The 16353-nt window shown below is 59.7% G+C and carries 16 protein-coding genes; 12 read left to right on the top strand and 4 right to left on the bottom strand.

Annotation, left to right across the window (positions count from 1 at the left end):
- Window positions 1-17 precede the first annotated feature (17 nt).
- Window positions 18-1199, bottom strand: a complete 1182-nt coding sequence (locus ACR0K9_RS05290; RefSeq protein ID WP_480821346.1) for an ABC transporter substrate-binding protein — start codon at window positions 1197-1199, stop codon at window positions 18-20.
- Between the two features lie 156 nt (window positions 1200-1355).
- Between ACR0K9_RS05290 and ACR0K9_RS05285 the strand changes: the two genes are divergently transcribed.
- Window positions 1356-2459: a PQQ-dependent sugar dehydrogenase gene (locus tag ACR0K9_RS05285; RefSeq protein WP_480821345.1), complete on the top strand. Its 1104-nt coding sequence runs from the start codon at window positions 1356-1358 to the stop codon at window positions 2457-2459.
- Here ACR0K9_RS05285 and ACR0K9_RS05280 read toward each other — a convergent pair.
- Complete coding sequence (locus tag ACR0K9_RS05280; RefSeq protein ID WP_480821343.1) at window positions 2456-3460, bottom strand: GlxA family transcriptional regulator; 1005 nt, start codon at window positions 3458-3460, stop codon at window positions 2456-2458. The genes ACR0K9_RS05285 and ACR0K9_RS05280 overlap by 4 nt on opposite strands.
- 168 nt (window positions 3461-3628) lie before the next feature.
- On the opposite strand from ACR0K9_RS05280, the gene ACR0K9_RS05275 reads away from it, so the two are divergent.
- Entirely contained in the window at window positions 3629-4999 is a 1371-nt protein-coding gene (locus ACR0K9_RS05275; protein ID WP_480536324.1) for a class II 3-deoxy-7-phosphoheptulonate synthase, read from the top strand.
- Window positions 5000-5054: 55 nt separating this feature from the next.
- Here ACR0K9_RS05275 and ACR0K9_RS05270 read toward each other — a convergent pair whose 3' ends face one another.
- On the bottom strand, window positions 5055-5729 hold the full coding sequence (locus tag ACR0K9_RS05270) for a PAS domain-containing protein (RefSeq protein ID WP_480821341.1): 675 nt from the start codon (window positions 5727-5729) through the stop codon (window positions 5055-5057).
- Window positions 5730-5961: 232 nt separating this feature from the next.
- Here ACR0K9_RS05270 and ACR0K9_RS05265 point away from each other — a divergent pair, with 232 nt between their 5' ends.
- From ACR0K9_RS05265 to phoB, 10 genes are all read left to right on the top strand, one after another.
- Window positions 5962-6852: a YicC/YloC family endoribonuclease gene (locus tag ACR0K9_RS05265; protein ID WP_480821339.1), complete on the top strand. Its 891-nt coding sequence runs from the start codon at window positions 5962-5964 to the stop codon at window positions 6850-6852.
- A 16-nt stretch (window positions 6853-6868) separates the two neighbouring features.
- The gene (gene gmk, locus ACR0K9_RS05260; protein WP_480821337.1) at window positions 6869-7510 is read left to right on the top strand and encodes a guanylate kinase; all 642 of its coding nucleotides are present in this window, start codon (window positions 6869-6871) and stop codon (window positions 7508-7510) included.
- Complete coding sequence (locus ACR0K9_RS05255) at window positions 7507-8028, top strand: gamma carbonic anhydrase family protein (protein WP_480821335.1); 522 nt, start codon at window positions 7507-7509, stop codon at window positions 8026-8028. The genes gmk and ACR0K9_RS05255 overlap by 4 nt, the downstream gene beginning before the upstream one ends.
- 6 nt (window positions 8029-8034) lie before the next feature.
- A complete protein-coding gene (locus ACR0K9_RS05250; RefSeq protein WP_480821333.1) occupies window positions 8035-9066 on the top strand; it encodes a sensor histidine kinase in 1032 nt (343 codons plus the stop codon).
- Between the two features lie 181 nt (window positions 9067-9247).
- The gene (locus ACR0K9_RS05245; protein WP_480821331.1) at window positions 9248-10288 is read left to right on the top strand and encodes a substrate-binding domain-containing protein; all 1041 of its coding nucleotides are present in this window, start codon (window positions 9248-9250) and stop codon (window positions 10286-10288) included.
- Between the two features lie 88 nt (window positions 10289-10376).
- Entirely contained in the window at window positions 10377-11849 is a 1473-nt protein-coding gene (gene pstC, locus ACR0K9_RS05240) for a phosphate ABC transporter permease subunit PstC (RefSeq protein WP_480821329.1), read from the top strand.
- Window positions 11846-13177, top strand: coding sequence for a phosphate ABC transporter permease PstA (gene pstA, locus ACR0K9_RS05235; protein WP_480821327.1), 1332 nt, complete (start codon window positions 11846-11848; stop codon window positions 13175-13177). The genes pstC and pstA overlap by 4 nt, the downstream gene beginning before the upstream one ends.
- Before the next feature lie 12 nt (window positions 13178-13189).
- Window positions 13190-13987 carry a phosphate ABC transporter ATP-binding protein PstB gene (gene pstB / locus ACR0K9_RS05230; protein ID WP_480821325.1) on the top strand — a complete coding sequence of 266 codons (798 nt, stop codon included), beginning with the start codon at window positions 13190-13192 and terminating at the stop codon, window positions 13985-13987.
- 16 nt (window positions 13988-14003) lie between these two features.
- Window positions 14004-14705: a phosphate signaling complex protein PhoU gene (phoU, locus tag ACR0K9_RS05225; RefSeq protein WP_480536337.1), complete on the top strand. Its 702-nt coding sequence runs from the start codon at window positions 14004-14006 to the stop codon at window positions 14703-14705.
- A gap of 11 nt (window positions 14706-14716) precedes the next feature.
- Window positions 14717-15406, top strand: a complete 690-nt coding sequence (gene phoB, locus ACR0K9_RS05220; RefSeq protein WP_480536338.1) for a phosphate regulon transcriptional regulator PhoB — start codon at window positions 14717-14719, stop codon at window positions 15404-15406.
- Here the strand turns inward: phoB and ACR0K9_RS05215 are convergent.
- Window positions 15403-16314, bottom strand: a complete 912-nt coding sequence (locus ACR0K9_RS05215; RefSeq protein WP_480821323.1) for a LysR substrate-binding domain-containing protein — start codon at window positions 16312-16314, stop codon at window positions 15403-15405. The genes phoB and ACR0K9_RS05215 overlap by 4 nt on opposite strands.
- Window positions 16315-16353 lie beyond the last annotated feature (39 nt).

Genomic DNA, 16353 nt, shown 5'->3' with positions numbered 1-16353 from the left:
TAACTGTTAACGCGGGATCAACGGAAGTTGACGGTCTTGTTCTCGCCGTCGGTCACTTCGATCTCGCGATACGAGCCCGCGCTTTCACCGGGGCCGATCAGCTCAACACCCGAAGCGCCGACATAGTCGATGTCCTGACCCGCGGCCAGCAGTTCCAGGCCCTTAGCCAGTTCGCCGGGATAGATTTTCTCACCCGGAGCGTTGGCAACGTCCATGATCTTTGCGCCATATTCTGCCGGAGCGGTCGAGCCTGCCGCCTGCATGGCCAGCATGAACAGCGCCGCAGCATCGTAGGATTCCGGCGAGTAGGGCGACGAACCGTCAAAGCCCGCGGCTTCTGCCATGGCAAAGTACTTCTCGGCACCTTCACCGCCCGAACCAGCGATTTGACCGAACGAGCCGTTCAGGTCGGGGCCAACGTTTGCGGGCAGCGAGTCACCGATCATGCCGCCGGGAAGGCCGAACGTGTCAAACGCACCGCTGTCCAGCGCCGACTGGATGATGCCCAGACCACCTTGGTCCAAATAGCCCGCAACGACCAGAATGTCGCCACCGGCCGAGGCGAGCGCGCCGACTTCAGCCGAATAATCGGCTTTTCCGTCTTCGTGCGCGGCCACGATGGTCACTTCGCCACCCGACGCCTCGTAGGACGACTGGATCGCGTCCGCCAGACCCTTGCCATAGTCGTTGTTGGTGTAGGTCAAAGCGATCGAGCTGATGCCACGATCGTTCAGGATATCGGCCATAACCTGACCTTCACGCGCATCCGACGGTGCGGTGCGGAAGAACAGGCCGTTATCTTCCATGGTCGACAGACCCGGCGAAGTCGCTGACGGTGAAATCATCACCATACCGTTCGGAATTGCGACGTTCTGCAGGATCGCACCGGTCACGCCCGAGCAGTCGCCGCCGATGATTCCGGCAACGCCGTCGGCAATCATGCGCTCACCGTTCGAGGTGGCCAGACCATTGTCGATACAGCCAGTGTCGGCGCGGGTTCCGGTGACGGATGCGCCGTCCAGCAGCTTGCCGGATTCGGTGACTTCGGCCATCGCCATTTCAGCGCCCGACCCCATGGCCGGAGCCAGCGATTCAATCGGGCCGGTAAAGCCGAACAGCACGCCCAGTTTGACGTCCTCGGCCATTGCGGTGCCCGCCAGCAGAGCGGTGGCTGCAGTTGCAGTCAGCAGCTTTTTCATATGGTTACTCCCCATTATCATTCGAACATCTTTGTTCTGGGCATGACCCTAGGCAAGCCCCGCAAAAAAGAAAAGCCCTAACGCAAACGTGTTTTTGCCTGCTGTAAACCTATTTATTCTCATGATGATATTTGCTGTGTGCCAAAGGGAAAGATCATGGCGTTCAGAACATTTGCGATTTTGGTCCTGCTGTTCACCGCGGGCATGGTCCGTGCTGATATCCTTGAAACCTCAGAAGGTCCGGTGCGGGTCGAACCCATGGTAGAAGGGCTCGATACACCCTGGGCTGTCGGGATATTGCCGGATGGCGCATTTCTGGTGACCGAGCGTGATGGGAAACTGCTTTATGTGTCTGGGGGCAAGTCTCAGATCGTGCGCGGCGTGCCGAAAGTCGCTGCCAAGGGGCAGGGTGGTCTGCTGGATGTTACCATCGCGCGGGACTTTGCCCAAACACGCGAGATTTTCCTGACATTTTCGAAGCCGCAGGGCGGCGGCAAGGCCGGTACGGCGCTTGCGGTGGCGCGCCTGTCAGAGAATGGCGAGCGCCTGACCAAGTCGCGGGTCATCTTCGAGGCCAGCCCCGGAGGCTCGGGTGGCCGCCATTTCGGATCACGGGTTGTCGAGGCGAATGACGGCACATTGTTCGTCACGATCGGAGACCGAGGTGACCGACCTCAGGCACAGGACAGGTCAAACCACATCGGCACGGTGATCCGGGTGAATCGTGATGGCTTGGTGCCCTCGGACAATCCCTTTGTCGGGCAGGCAGATATCCGGCCTGAAATCTGGACGTACGGACATCGCAATCCGCAAGGGGCCGATCTGGACGCTCGGGGTCGCTTGTGGACGGCCGAGCACGGCGCGCGGGGCGGGGATGAGGTGAACCTGATCCAACCGGGCCGGAACTATGGCTGGCCCGTTATTTCATACGGCACGCACTATTCCGGCGAGGCCATCGGTGAGGGGACGACCAATGACGGCATGGAGCAGCCGCAACACTATTGGGATCCGTCCATCGCGCCTTCGGGTTTGATGATCTATTCCGGCAAGCTGTGGCCGGGCTGGAAAGGCGATCTGTTCGTGGGTTCGCTCAAGTTCGACTATATTTCTCGTCTGTCCGGGACTTCGCTGCGTGAAGCGGAACAAATCAAGGGGCCCGAGACAGAACGCGTGCGCGACATCGTCGAGGCCCCTGACGGGGCGATCTGGTTCATCTCGGTCGGGCAGGGGGCAGTTTATCGGATGACGCCGAAGGGTTAGACCGAAAGCCGCCCGCTTTGCGCACCACGTTCACGATAAGGCGTGGTATTGTAATGCGCCCTGTAGCATTTCGAGAAATGGCTCGGCGAGGCAAAGCCGCAGGCCAGCGCTACGTTGATCACACTCATATCCGTCTGCATCAGCAGGTTGCGTGCTTTGTGCAGGCGCAGTTCCATGTAATAGCGTTTGGGTGACCGGCTGAGGTAGCGACGGAACAGACGCTCCAGCTGACGTGTAGACATGCCCACATCCTTAGCCAGAGTCGAAGGCGAGATCGGCTCTTCGATGTTCTTTTCCATCATCAGGATGACTTGACTCAGCTTGGGATGCCGCACGCCGATGCGCGTGGGCGTCGACAGGCGCTGGGTGTCCTGATCGGTGCGGATCGAGGAATAGATCATCTGATCCGCAACCGCATTCGCCAGATCCTCGCCATAGTCATCGGCGATGATCTTGAGCATCAGATCGATCGACGAGGTGCCGCCGGCCGTAGTCATTCGGTTTCCGTCGATCTGAAACACAGATTTGGTCAATTCGACCGTGTCGAACTCTTCCGAGAAGCTGTCCGAGTTTTCCCAATGAATCGTTGCGCGCTTGCCTTCCAGCAACCCGGCCTTGGCCAGCGTGTAGGCGGCGGTACACAGCCCGCCGATCTTCACACCCTTGCGCGCCTCACGGCGTACCCAGTTCAGGACCCGTTTGGTGGTCGCCGCCTGAACGTCGACCCCGCCGCAGATCAGGACCACTTCGTCGCGCTGCAATTCCTCAAGATCTGCATCCAGCTTGAAAGTGGTGCCGGCTGAACAATGCACGATGTCGCCGCCTTCACCGGCCAGAGTCCAGGTGTAAAGCTCACGATTGGCCATCCGGTTGGCGATGCGCAGGCTGTCGAGGGCCGATGCAAAGGAAAGCAATGAGAACTTGTCCAGCAGCACAAATACGAAATTCAGCGGCTTGCCCGCGCCCTGATCCACGGTGACAACTTGGCGTTGCTCTTGCATGGCGAACTGTCCTTGATTCGGTGCAGACCGGATTTACCCGGTTGCAAATATGCCAGCCACCATGCTCAAAGCTTGTTTGCGGCGTCAAGAGGCGCAAATGTGATATGGTCTCTCATCATTGCATTTTGTATAGAGGCCACCTGAAATACCTCAGCGGAGATCAAAGCTATGACCGAATGGCAAAAAACGAACTGGCGCAACAAGCCCCGGGTTCAGATGCCAGACTATACCGACGCGGCCGCGCTGGCCAAAGTCGAGGCGCAGCTTTCGCAGTATCCCCCGCTGGTCTTTGCAGGCGAGGCGCGGCGTCTCAAGCAACATCTGGGTGCCGCCGGTCGCGGCGAGGCCTTCCTGCTGCAGGGCGGGGATTGCGCGGAAAGCTTCGAACAATTCAGTGCAGACGCGATCCGTGACACGTTCAAGGTGATGCTGCAGATGGCGATGGTTCTGACCTATGGCGCCAAGGTGCCGGTTGTCAAAGTGGGCCGAATGGCCGGGCAATTCGCCAAACCGCGCAGCGCGCCGACCGAAGTGGTGGATGGTGTGGAACTGCCCAGCTACCGTGGTGACATCATCAACGAGCTGGCCTTCACACCCGAGGCACGCATCCCGAATCCGGGCAAGATGCTGCAGGCCTACACGCAGGCGGCGGCGACACTGAACCTGCTGCGCGCTTTCTCGACCGGCGGTTTCGCCGACATGAGCATGGTGCATTCCTGGACGCTGGGCTTCACGGATGAACAGGACGTTCAGAAATACTCGGAAATCGCCGACCGTATTCAGGACACCATCGACTTCATGGGCGCTGCCGGGATCACGGCGGATACCACGCATGAGTTCTCGACGGTCGAGTTCTACACCAGCCACGAAGGGCTGCTGCTGGAGTACGAAGAGGCGCTGACCCGTCTGGATTCGACCTCGGGCAACTGGCTGGCCGGTTCCGGCCACATGATCTGGATCGGCGACCGTACCCGTCAGCCCGACGGTGCGCATGTCGAGTTCTGCCGGGGCGTTCTGAACCCGATTGGTCTGAAATGTGGCCCGACCACGACCGCAGAAGATCTGAAGGTCCTGATGGCCAAGCTGAACCCCGAGAACGAAGAGGGTCGTCTGACCCTGATCGCGCGTTTCGGTGCCGGCAAGGCGGGCGAACATCTGCCGCGTCTGGTCAAGGCCGTGAAGGAAGAGGGCGCGAAAGTGACCTGGGTCTGCGACCCGATGCATGGCAACACCATCAAATCGGCCACGGGCTACAAGACGCGCCCGTTCGACTCGGTCCTGCGCGAAGTGCGCGATTTCTTCGGCGTGCATCAGGCCGAAGGCACCATCCCCGGCGGTGTGCATTTCGAGATGACCGGCCTGGACGTCACTGAATGCACCGGCGGTGTGCGGGCAGTGACCGAAGAGGATCTCTCGGACCGCTACCACACGGCTTGCGACCCGCGTCTGAACGCCTCGCAAGCATTGGAGCTGGCCTTCCTCGTTGCAGAAGAGCTGACAAATCTGCGTCGCGACAGGGTCAAGCGCGCTGCGAGTTGATCAGGGTCGAGAATGCGGAAAATCTGAACGGCGGGTCATTGGCCCGCCGTTTTGTTTAGTCGTCCCGCGAGGAAACCAGCCGTAAATGCGGTTTGCGGGGCGTAAACTCACCTTGCGGCTCGGCAAAGCCCATGGACTCATGCGCGGCGGGTTTGGGTGGCTGCCGCAGCTCTGACACCTCTCGCACCCGATGATCGGTGATCGAGAAACGTCGCGGCGTGGCCCCGATCGTGCCGTCGCTGAGCATGACACCCAGCACGCGGCTGACATCGCCGAGGTCGCTTTTCAGCGGCAACAGGATCATTCTGGCCTCAAGGTTGGTGCGACCCATCTTGCCCTTCGAGGTCAACCCGAGTTCGACCACCGCAGGGGCCGTGAACACCCGGTCCAGATGGGTTTTGACATCATCGCGCGCACCGGGGTCGAAAAACGCGGTCAGCGGCATGCCGCGTACCTCCATCCCGGCCAGCTTGTTCAGGTGGCTCCCAGCCAGGCGAAATCGCGCCAGACCGGGTGCGATGCGTTCGAGGATGAACGTATACTCCAGAACATTCTCAAGCCCGCGCGGGTCGATCTGTGACCGCATCGGCACGCCCTCGTTACCGAGCAAGGCGGTCCAATAAGCCTCGGCCTGACGGATAGGGGACAGGCTGCGCCCGCTGTCAAATCGGTCCATCGCGACGATCTTTCCAAATCCTGAGCCAGATCCGTTGCCAAAAAAGGTTTTCATTTCATCACCCTACCACCACTCAATCGCGATTTTCCTAAAATGCCATCTATCGGGCAAAGCCGGAATTCGCCAGCGGCTGCGATTGTCAAATTGACACGGGTTAATACAAATTTGGAGTAAATCTTTAACGAATGGTTAACCGATTGGTCGACAGCGAGAAATGAGCAGGGTCTTGCCCCCCGCCCGCCGATGGCATTAGGTGCGGCGAGCGGTTTTGACGGAAAGGGCAGGCATGATCAAATCCATGACCGGTTTCGCCTCGGGCAAAGGGGCGTTCGGGCCTCATAGCTGGGGTTGGGAACTGCGCAGCGTGAACGGCAAGGGGCTGGATATGCGACTGCGTGTGCCTGATTGGCTGACCGGGCTCGAGGCCGCGCTGCGTGGCGATCTGTCGAAGCAGGTCAGCCGGGGCAATGTGACCCTGTCGCTGCGCCTCAGCCGGGAAGAGAGTGCCTCGGAAATCAAACTGAACGTGGCGGCGATGGAGGCTGCATTGGACGCGCTGACCCAGACCGAAGCCATGGCAGGCGCGCGCGGTATCGAGCTGGCCGGGTCGAAGGCCAGTGACCTGTTGGCACTGAAGGGGATGCTGGAGGCGGGCAGCGAAGAGGACGATCCGGCACCACTGGTCGCGCAACTGAAATCCGAATTCGCCGGATTGCTGGCCGCCTTTCTGGATATGCGAAAGGCCGAAGGGCAGGCGCTGGCCGGCATCCTCAGCGGTCAGTTGGACCAGATTGCGCAACTGACAGACACTGCCGCAAATCTGGCCGAGCAGCGGCGGAATGAAATGGCGCAGGCGCTCAAGGATAATCTGGCGCGTGTTGTCGACAATGCGCAAGGTGTCGACGCCGAACGGGTCGCGCAGGAGCTGGCCTTGATCGCCGTCAAGGCCGACATCACTGAAGAAATCGACCGTCTGGCAGCCCATGTCGCCGCTGCGCGCGCGCTGTTGGATCAGGACGGTCCGGTTGGGCGCAAGCTGGATTTCCTGATGCAGGAATTCAACCGCGAGGCCAACACGCTCTGTTCAAAATCGCAAAATGCCGAACTGACCGCTGTCGGGCTTGAGCTGAAAGCGGTGATCGATCAGATGCGCGAACAAGTTCAGAACGTAGAATAGGAACGAGGGCAAGCACATGGCAGATCGCCGCGGTCTATTAATCATCCTGTCCTCGCCTTCGGGTGCAGGCAAATCCACGCTGGCACGCCGCCTGATGCAATGGGACAGCGATCTGGAATTCTCGATCTCGGCCACCACCCGCGCCCCGCGCCCGGGTGAAGAGCATGGGCGCGAATATTACTTCCTGTCCGAGGATGCGTTCAAGCAGCAGGTCGCAGAGGGCCAGATGCTGGAACATGCCCACGTCTTCGGCAATTTCTATGGCTCGCCCGCTGAACCTGTCCGCGAGTCGATCAACAAAGGCCGCGACGTATTGTTCGATGTTGACTGGCAGGGTGAGGTGCAGATCCGGAATTCGGATCTGGGCAAGCATGCTTTGTCGATCTTCATCCTGCCCCCCTCGATACCAGAACTTCGGCGCAGGCTGGAAAGCCGTGGGCAGGACAGCGACGACGTGATCGCCAAGCGGATGCTGAAAAGCTGGGATGAGATCAGCCATTGGGGCTATTATGATTATGTCCTGATCAACGACGATCTCGATGCCACCGAAGAAAAGCTGAAAACCATCGTCAGCGCCGAGCGGATGCGCCGCATTCAGCAGCCGCGCCTGCAGAACCATATCCGCACCTTGCAAACCGAATTCGAGGATCAGTCATGACGATCTACGCTTTGGGGCAACATAAACCGCAGATTCACGAGGATACATGGGTCGCGCTCGATGCCAATCTGATCGGAAAGGTGGTGCTGGAGCAGGGCGCCTCGGTCTGGTTCGGCAGCACCATCCGCGCCGATCATGAAGAAATTCGCGTAGGCGCGGGCACTAACGTGCAGGAAGACTGCGTGATGCATATCGATGCCGGATATCCACTGACCATCGGGGCGAATTGCACTATCGGGCACAAGGTGATGCTGCACGGCTGCACGATCGGAGACAACACGCTGATCGGCATGGGCGCTATCGTTCTTAACGGGGCGAAGATCGGTAAAAACTGCCTGATCGGGGCCGGGGCGCTGATCACCGAAGGCAAAGAGATACCCGACAACTCTCTGGTCATGGGGACACCGGGCAAGGTGGTCCGGCAGCTGGACGAGGAGGCGGCGCAGCGCCTGACCCTCAGTGCGCTGCATTATCAGGACAACATGCGCAAATTCCGTGAAACGCTGAAACCGGTCTGATGCCGAATGCCTGAACCCTTGTTCTCCGAGTTGGTCACAGCCATCCCGATGCCCGCCTTGATGGTCGACGAAGCTGAACGGATCGCCGCAGCCAATAGCGAGGCGCGGAGCCTGCTGGGGGCGGCGATTGAAGGGCGGCACTTCGCCACGATCCTCAGGCAGCCTCTGGTCATCGATGCAATTGAACAATGTATGCGGTCAAAGCGGCCCAGCAACGCACGGCACCTTTCGAATGATGGCGCGCAGGATACGACCTTTGAGGTTCAGTGCCGGTACATGGCCAGTTCAAATGTCGCGCTGGTGGTGTTTCAGGATATCACGCACCTGGAACAGGCAGGCCAGATGCGGCGGGATTTCGTGGCCAATGTCAGCCATGAGCTGCGCACGCCGTTGACCGCTCTAATGGGTTTCATCGAAACCCTGCGCGGACCCGCGCGCGACGATACGGCAGCCCGGGAGCGATTTTTGCAGATCATGGCGGATGAGGCCAATCGCATGAACCGGCTGGTCGGAGACCTTCTGTCACTGAACCGGGTGGAAAGCGAAGAGCGGGTCAGGCCCAAGGAATCTGTCGAGTTGACGGGCCTGATCCAATCCACCCTGAACACGCTGCGGCCTCTGGCGGATGATGCCGGTGTAAAACTGTCGCTCGACGCTCCCAATGATCCGGTGACGATTGCGGGAGACAGTGATCAACTGCGTCAGGTTCTGACCAACCTGGTGGAGAATGCGATCAAATACGGCGGCAGCGGCGGCGTGGTGAATGTGGTCGTTACATTGTCCGAGCGCGATACTGCGATGCGCGGTGCCGCGGTTCGTATCCGGGTCATAGACCAAGGACCGGGAATCGACGCCAAGCACCTGCCTCGACTGACCGAGCGATTCTATCGGGCCGACAGCCATCGCTCTCGCGAATTGGGGGGCACGGGTCTGGGACTGGCCATCGTCAAGCACATCGTCAATCGCCATCGCGGTCGGTTGCGGGTTGAAAGCGAAGAGGGGCAGGGCGCTGTATTTACGGTGATACTGCCCCGTTAAACTCTGACCCGGTGCAGACGTCCGGGCTCTGACGGCGCGTCAAGTTAAGAAATTCTGGATATTTCCTGACTTGTCATGAAACCGTTACATACCTGTCACAAAAGGCTTACGCGCGACTCTTAGGGCTTTGCGCAGATCATCATGGGGGTGATCAGTACCCATCCTTGTCAAGGAGACTGAAATGTCCTTTGTAAAACTGTCGGCTTCTGCGCTGGCAATCGCCACCGTCTCGGCAACCGCCGCTGCTGCACGTGACAACATTCAGGTTGCCGGTTCGTCCACCGTTCTGCCTTATGCGTCGATCGTGGCCGAGCTGTTTGGCGAAAATACCGACTTCCCCACACCGGTTGTTGAATCGGGCGGCTCGTCTGCCGGCCTCAAGCGTTTCTGTGAAGGCGTTGGCGAGAACACGATCGACGTCGCAAACGCGTCGCGTGCGATCCGTGAAAAAGAAATCAAAGCCTGCGCTGAAAATGGTGTGACTGACATCATCGAAGTGCGCATCGGCTATGACGGCATCGTATTTGCAAGCCAGCAGTCCGGCCCTGCCTTCTCGGCCTTCCAGCCTGCGGACATCTACAACGCCATCGGCGCAAAAGTCATCAAGGACGGCGCGCTGGTCGACAACAGCTACAACAGCTGGGCCGAGTTCAACGGCGACCTGCCGGACGTTGAAATCGCCATGTTCATCCCCGGCACCAAGCACGGCACCCGTGAAGTGTTCGAAGACAAGGTTCTGCTGGCAGGTTGTGAAGCAACCGGCGCGATGGAAGCCATGATCGCAGGCGGCATGAGCGAAGACGATGCCGAAGACGCATGTCTGGACGTGCGCACCGATGGCAAGTCGGTCGATATCGACGGTGACTACACCGAAACTCTGGCCCGCATCGACACCAACCCCAACGGCATCGGCGTGTTTGGTCTGGCGTTCTACGAAAACAACACCGACAAGCTGAAAGTGGCTACCATGGGCGACGTCGCTCCGTCGACCGAGACCATCGCTTCGGGTGAGTACCCGGTGTCGCGCCCGCTGTTCTTCTACGTCAAGAAAGCGCATATCGGCGTGATCCCCGGCCTGAAAGAATACGCTCAGTTCTTCACGCATGATGAGATCGCAGGTGGTTCGGGCCCGTTGGCCAACTACGGTCTGGTTGCTGACCCAGAGCTGGCGAACACTCAGGACGCCATCGCGAACGAAGTGACCATGGGTTCGGGCAGCTAAACCCAGACCCCATCTAAAATGACAGGGGGCGGCGCAGGTGTCGCCCCGCTTTTTACTTCAAATCCCGATCAAGACCTGTGGGGGTACCATGCCAATTTTTTGGCTCATTCTGATCGTGCTTGCGATTGCTGCCGTTGGATACGTGTTGGGTCGCAGGCGCGCCTTACAAAGCGGCGGCGAAGAAATTCGGGCATTGCATTCGCTTCCAGCGTTCTACGGCGCCAACGTGGCGCTAAAGACGATTGTTCCTGCCATCGGTTTGCTGATCGCCTGGCTGCTGGTGCAGCCGCTTTATGTGAATTCTCAGGTCTCGGGAATGATCCCGGAAACGGCGGTCAAGGACGGTTCATCCCTCAGCCTCGTCATGGCCGAGGTGCGCCGCACGGCATATGGTCTCGACAGTGCCGTCGCACAGGGGCAACTCACCGAAGAGGTGGCCCGGAATGGGCGGGCGGATACCTCCGACATTACCCAGCGGCTTAAGGACGCCGGTCAGGTGGTGACCTCGGACATCACGCAACCAGTGCTGCGTGGGGCGCAGAGCTATCGGGCGATGAATTCCACCGGTTACGCGATCATGTCGGTTGCGGTTCTTCTTGTGGCGCTGGCCGGTGCCGTGTTCAGCTGGTTCCAGACTCACTCTGATTACCGCGCCCGTAACGTTGTTGAGCAAGGCATTCGCGTACTGCTGCTGGCGGCCGCCTCAATCGCGATCCTGACAACGGTTGGAATTGTGTTGTCGCTGATCTTCAACACATGGGAGTTCTTCAAGCTCTACCCGGCATCCGAGTTCTTCTTCGGCACCACATGGGCCCCCAGTTTCTCGGGCCGGGGCGGGGCGTCCGATCTGGGCATCATCCCGCTGCTGTGGGGCACGTTCTACATCTCGCTGGTCGCGCTGCTAGTGGCTGTGCCAATTGGCCTGTTCGCTGCGATCTACCTCAGCGAATATGCCTCGCCCCGCGTCCGTTCCTTTGCCAAGCCGCTGCTTGAGGTTCTGGCTGGTATCCCGACCATCGTTTACGGCCTGTTTGCCTTGCTCACCGTTGGTCCGCTGTTGCTGAGCGTATTTGGCGACGACGGATTGGGTTGGATGAAGGCCGGTACTGCCGTGATGACGGCCGGTCTGGTCATGGGCATCATGCTGATCCCGTTCGTGTCCTCGCTGTCGGACGACATCATCAACGCGGTGCCGCAGGCCATGCGTGACGGTTCTTACGGGCTGGGGGCCACCCAGTCCGAGACCATTCGTCAGGTCGTTCTGCCCGCAGCGCTGCCCGGCATCGTAGGTGCAATCCTGCTGGCCGCCTCGCGCGCCATTGGTGAGACCATGATCGTGGTCTTGGGGGCAGGGGCCGCCGCGCGTCTGGACCTGAACCCGTTCGAGGCCATGACCACCGTTACCGCAAAGATCGTCAGCCAGTTGACCGGCGACGCCGATTTCGCGTCGCCCGAGGCCCTCGTGGCCTTCGCGCTTGGCATGACCCTGTTCATCCTCACGCTGGGGCTGAACGTCTTCGCCCTTTATATCGTGCGCAAGTATCGGGAGCAGTACGAATGACCGACGCCAGCATGCAAAGCCCCGAGACGGGCCGCCATTCGGTTTCCCTAACGGCCACCGACGCCCGGACCAAGAAACGTGCCGCTGCAGAAAAGCGTTTTCGCGCCTATGGGATCGTTGCGATTGCAACAGGCCTGTTCTTCCTGATCGTGTTGTTTGCCTCGATCCTGTCACAGGGCATCCCGGCCTTTCAGCGCACTGTGGTCAGCGTCGAATTCACGCTGAGCCCAGCCCAGCGCGACGAGGCGGAGGGAACCCTGTTCAAGACCAAGGCCTATTCCAACCTGTTCATTGCAGAGCTGAATGAGCAACTGGCCGAAAGCGGTATCACCGTTGATTTCGACGAGGCTGCAATCGAACGTCTTCTGGGCAAAATCGGTGGGACAATCCGCAGCTTTTATGCCGATAACCCCAGTAAATTGGGCGAGCCGGTCATGTTCGATCTGGCGGCCTCAAGTCGGGTGGATGGTTATTTCAAAGGCCGCGTGTCGCGTGACACCCTGCAGGACAGCCGTTTCCTGCAGCTTAGCGATCTGGATCTGGTGGACGCGCTGAAAGAGGCGGGCATCGTCAGGCAGGCCTTCAACTGGCCGTTCATCACCGGAGCGGATTCGGGCGTGGATAACCCCGGCGGTGCAGGCATTGGTGCCTCAGTCGTGGGGTCGTTCTTCATGATGCTGGTGGTACTGTGCCTGTCGCTGCCCATCGGAGTCGCCGCGTCAATCTATCTTGAGGAGTTTGCACCGCAGAACCGTTTCACCGATCTGATCGAGGTGAACATCTCGAATCTGGCCGCTGTTCCGTCGATCGTATTCGGTATTCTGGGTCTGGCGGTGTTCATCCAGTTCATGCACCTGCCGCAATCGGCGCCGCTGGTCGGTGGTCTGGTGCTGACGCTGATGACCTTGCCGACGATCATCATCTCGACCCGAGCGTCGCTGAAGGCGGTTCCGCCGTCGATCCGCGATGCGGCGTTGGGGGTAGGGGCCTCAAAAATGCAGGCGGTGTTCCATCACGTTCTGCCGCTGGCCGCGCCCGGTATCCTGACCGGGACTATCATCGGTTTGGCGCAGGCGCTGGGTGAAACCGCTCCGCTGCTGCTGATCGGCATGGTGGGCTTTGTCGCCCGTGGCTATCCCGATGGATTCGTCGCGGGTTTCACCGAGCCGAATTCGGCCATGCCCGCACAAATCTATACCTGGGCCGCGCGCGCCGATGTTGGTTTCTATGAGAAAGCCTGGGGCGGTATCATCATCCTTTTGATGTTCCTGCTGACCATGAATATCATCGCAATCATCCTGCGCCGCCGCTTTGAACGCCGCTGGTAATTGGGGGCAACAATGAACGACATGACACAGGTGGAGAGAGCCGTGGACTCCAAGAATATCAAGATCAACGCCAAGCAGGTTCAGGTCTATTACGGCGAAACCCACGCCATCAAGGACGTGAGCGTCGACATCGAGGATAAGACGGTTACCGCCTTCATCGGCCCGTCGGGCTGTGGTAAGTCTACTTTTCTGCGCTGCCTGAACCGGATGAACGACACCATCGACATCTGCCGCGTTCAGGGCGATATCCTGCTGGATGGCGAGGATATCTATGACAAACGCGTCGATCCGGTGCAGCTGCGCGCCAAGGTGGGCATGGTTTTCCAGAAACCGAACCCGTTCCCCAAGTCGATCTATGACAACGTGGCTTATGGCCCGCGTATCCACGGCCTTGCCAAGAACAAGGCGGAACTTGATGACATCGTTGAGAAATCCCTGCGTCGCGGTGCCATCTGGGATGAGGTCAAGGATCGGCTTGACGCCCCCGGCACCGGCCTGTCTGGCGGCCAGCAGCAGCGTCTGTGCATCGCCCGCGCCGTCGCGACCGAACCCGAGGTTCTGCTGATGGACGAGCCCTGCTCGGCGCTGGACCCGATTGCAACTGCGCAGGTCGAGGAACTAATTGACGAACTGCGCTCGCGCTATTCGGTGGTGATCGTGACCCACTCGATGCAGCAGGCCGCGCGGGTCAGCCAGAAAACGGCGTTTTTCCATCTGGGTAATCTGGTTGAATTTGGTGAGACCGGACAGATCTTCACCAACCCCGAAGATCCCCGGACCGAAAGCTACATCACTGGCCGGATCGGCTGAGTACAGGATTATTGCGATGAGCGAACAACATATTGCATCCGCGTTCGACCGCGACCTCGAGACCATTCAGGCGCATATCATGAAGATGGGCGGGTTGGTCGAAGCCGCCATCATGGGCGCCGCCCGGTCGTTGGAGACCCGCGACGAGGAACTGGCCAAAGAAGTGCGTCAGGGCGACAAGGCCATCGACGCGCTGGAAGAGCTGATTGACGAAGAAACCGCGCGTTTGATCGCGTTGCGCGCACCCACGGCGGGCGACCTACGACTGGTACTGTCGGTGCTGAAAGTATCGGGCAATCTGGAGCGGATCGGCGATTATGCCAAAAACATCGCCAAACGGACCACGGTTTTGGTCAATGCCGGTGAAATCAGCGGCAGTGCGGCTGCCCTGCGCCGCATGGCGCGTGAGGTTGAGCGGATGCTACGCGATGCGCTGGACGCCTATATCCAGCGCGATGCCGAACTGGCCACCGATGTGATCGAACGCGATCTGGAAGTCGACCAGATGTATAACGGGCTGTTTCGCGAGTTCCTGACCTTCATGGCCGAAGATCCGCGCAACATCTCGTCCTGCATGCATCTGCATTTCATCGCCAAGAATATCGAGCGTATGGGCGACCACGTTACCGCCATCGCCGAACAGGTGGTCTATCTGGTGACCGGCGAACGGCCCACCGAGGCGCGACCCAAGGCCGACAACACCTCGCAAACGATCTAGGAGACAGGCTTATGTCCGCTGATCAACCGACGGTGCTGGTGGTTGAGGATGAGTTGGCGCAGCGCGAAGTGCTGGCCTACAACCTGGACGCAGAGGGGTTTCGTGTCACGCGTGCAGCCAATGGGGAAGAGGCCTTGCTGCTGGTCGAAGAAGACCGCCCGGACATCATCGTTCTTGACTGGATGATGCCCAGCCTCAGTGGGATCGAGGTCTGCCGGCGTCTCAAGATCCGGCCCGACACCCGTTCGATCCCGATCATCATGCTGTCAGCGCGGTCCGAGGAAGTGGACAAGGTGCGCGGTCTGGAAACCGGGGCGGACGACTATGTGGTCAAGCCTTATTCCGTCGTTGAGTTGATGGCACGGGTGCGCACCCAGTTGCGGCGCGTGCGGCCTGCGACAGTGGGCATCCGACTGGAATATGACGACATCATTCTGGATTCGGAAACCCACAAGGTCAGCCGGGACAACAAACCGTTGAAATTGGGCCCGACCGAGTTTCGCCTGCTCAGCACCTTCATGGAAAAGCCGGGCCGGGTCTGGAGCCGTGAGCAACTGCTCGACCGGGTCTGGGGCCGGGACATCTATGTCGATACGCGCACGGTGGATGTTCATATCGGTCGCTTGCGCAAGGCCCTGACGCAGCATGGCGGCGACGATCCGGTGCGGACAGTGCGCGGGGCAGGGTACGCGTTAGGCTAACGGGGTAACGTTTCTTCGGTCTGGGCCTGTGAGGCGAGCCAGTGACGGAATTGCCGCAATGACTGGTCATGCGACTTGTCGTGGGGCCAGACCAGATAATAGGCGCCCAGCGTTTCGATGGCATCGGGAAACGCGGCGACCAGATTGCCGGTCGCAAGGTCCTGTTCGATCAGATAGTTGGGCAACAACGCAACGCCCAGACCATGCAGCGCGGCCTGATTGATGGTGTTGAACTGATCGTGCACCGTCCCGGGCAGGGGATGCTGAGGCTCAACACCCATTTGCCGGAACCACTCTTGCCAGGCCTGCGGGCGCGTCTGGATATGCAGCAAGGGCAGTTTGAGCAGATCGTCCGGTGACGACAATGTTCCCTGCGGCAGCAATTCGGGCGCGCAGACGGGTAAGACCCGTTCCATCTTCAGCAACAGCCGCTCGGTTCCCGGCCAGTCCGGTTCGCCGAAATGCAATGCGGCATCAAAGGGTTCCGATGCGAAATTGAACGGCCTCAACCGGGTTGCCATGTTGATGGTTATGTCTGGATGCAGACGCGCAAAATCGGGCAGGCGCGGCACCAGCCAGCGCATCCCGAAGGTGGGCAGGATCGCCAGATTCAGCGTTCCTCCGACCGGTGAGACATGTAGTTTCAACGCTGCTTGCGCGATCTGGGACAAAGCCGGGCGTATCTCTTGCACGTAATCCTGTCCGGCCTTCGTCAGCGACAATCGCTTGCGGCTTCGGCTGACGAGTTCTGCGCCCAGATGAGTCTCAAGCGTCTGAAGCTGCCGGCTGACAGCGCTTTGCGTCAACGCCATTTCTTCGGCCACCGCTGAGGCCGAGCCAAGCCGGTCCAGCGCCTCTAGTGCGCGCAGGGCCGAGATTGGAGGTAGGACAGGGCGGCGTATGCTCATCTATGCGTTTTACTCATGAAAACGTGCAAATGTCTCGCT

The sequence above is a fragment of the Ruegeria sp. L12 genome (assembly GCF_056531745.1).
The sequence above is the reverse complement of the archived record's forward strand: the minus strand, read 5'-3'. Positions and strand labels throughout refer to the sequence as shown.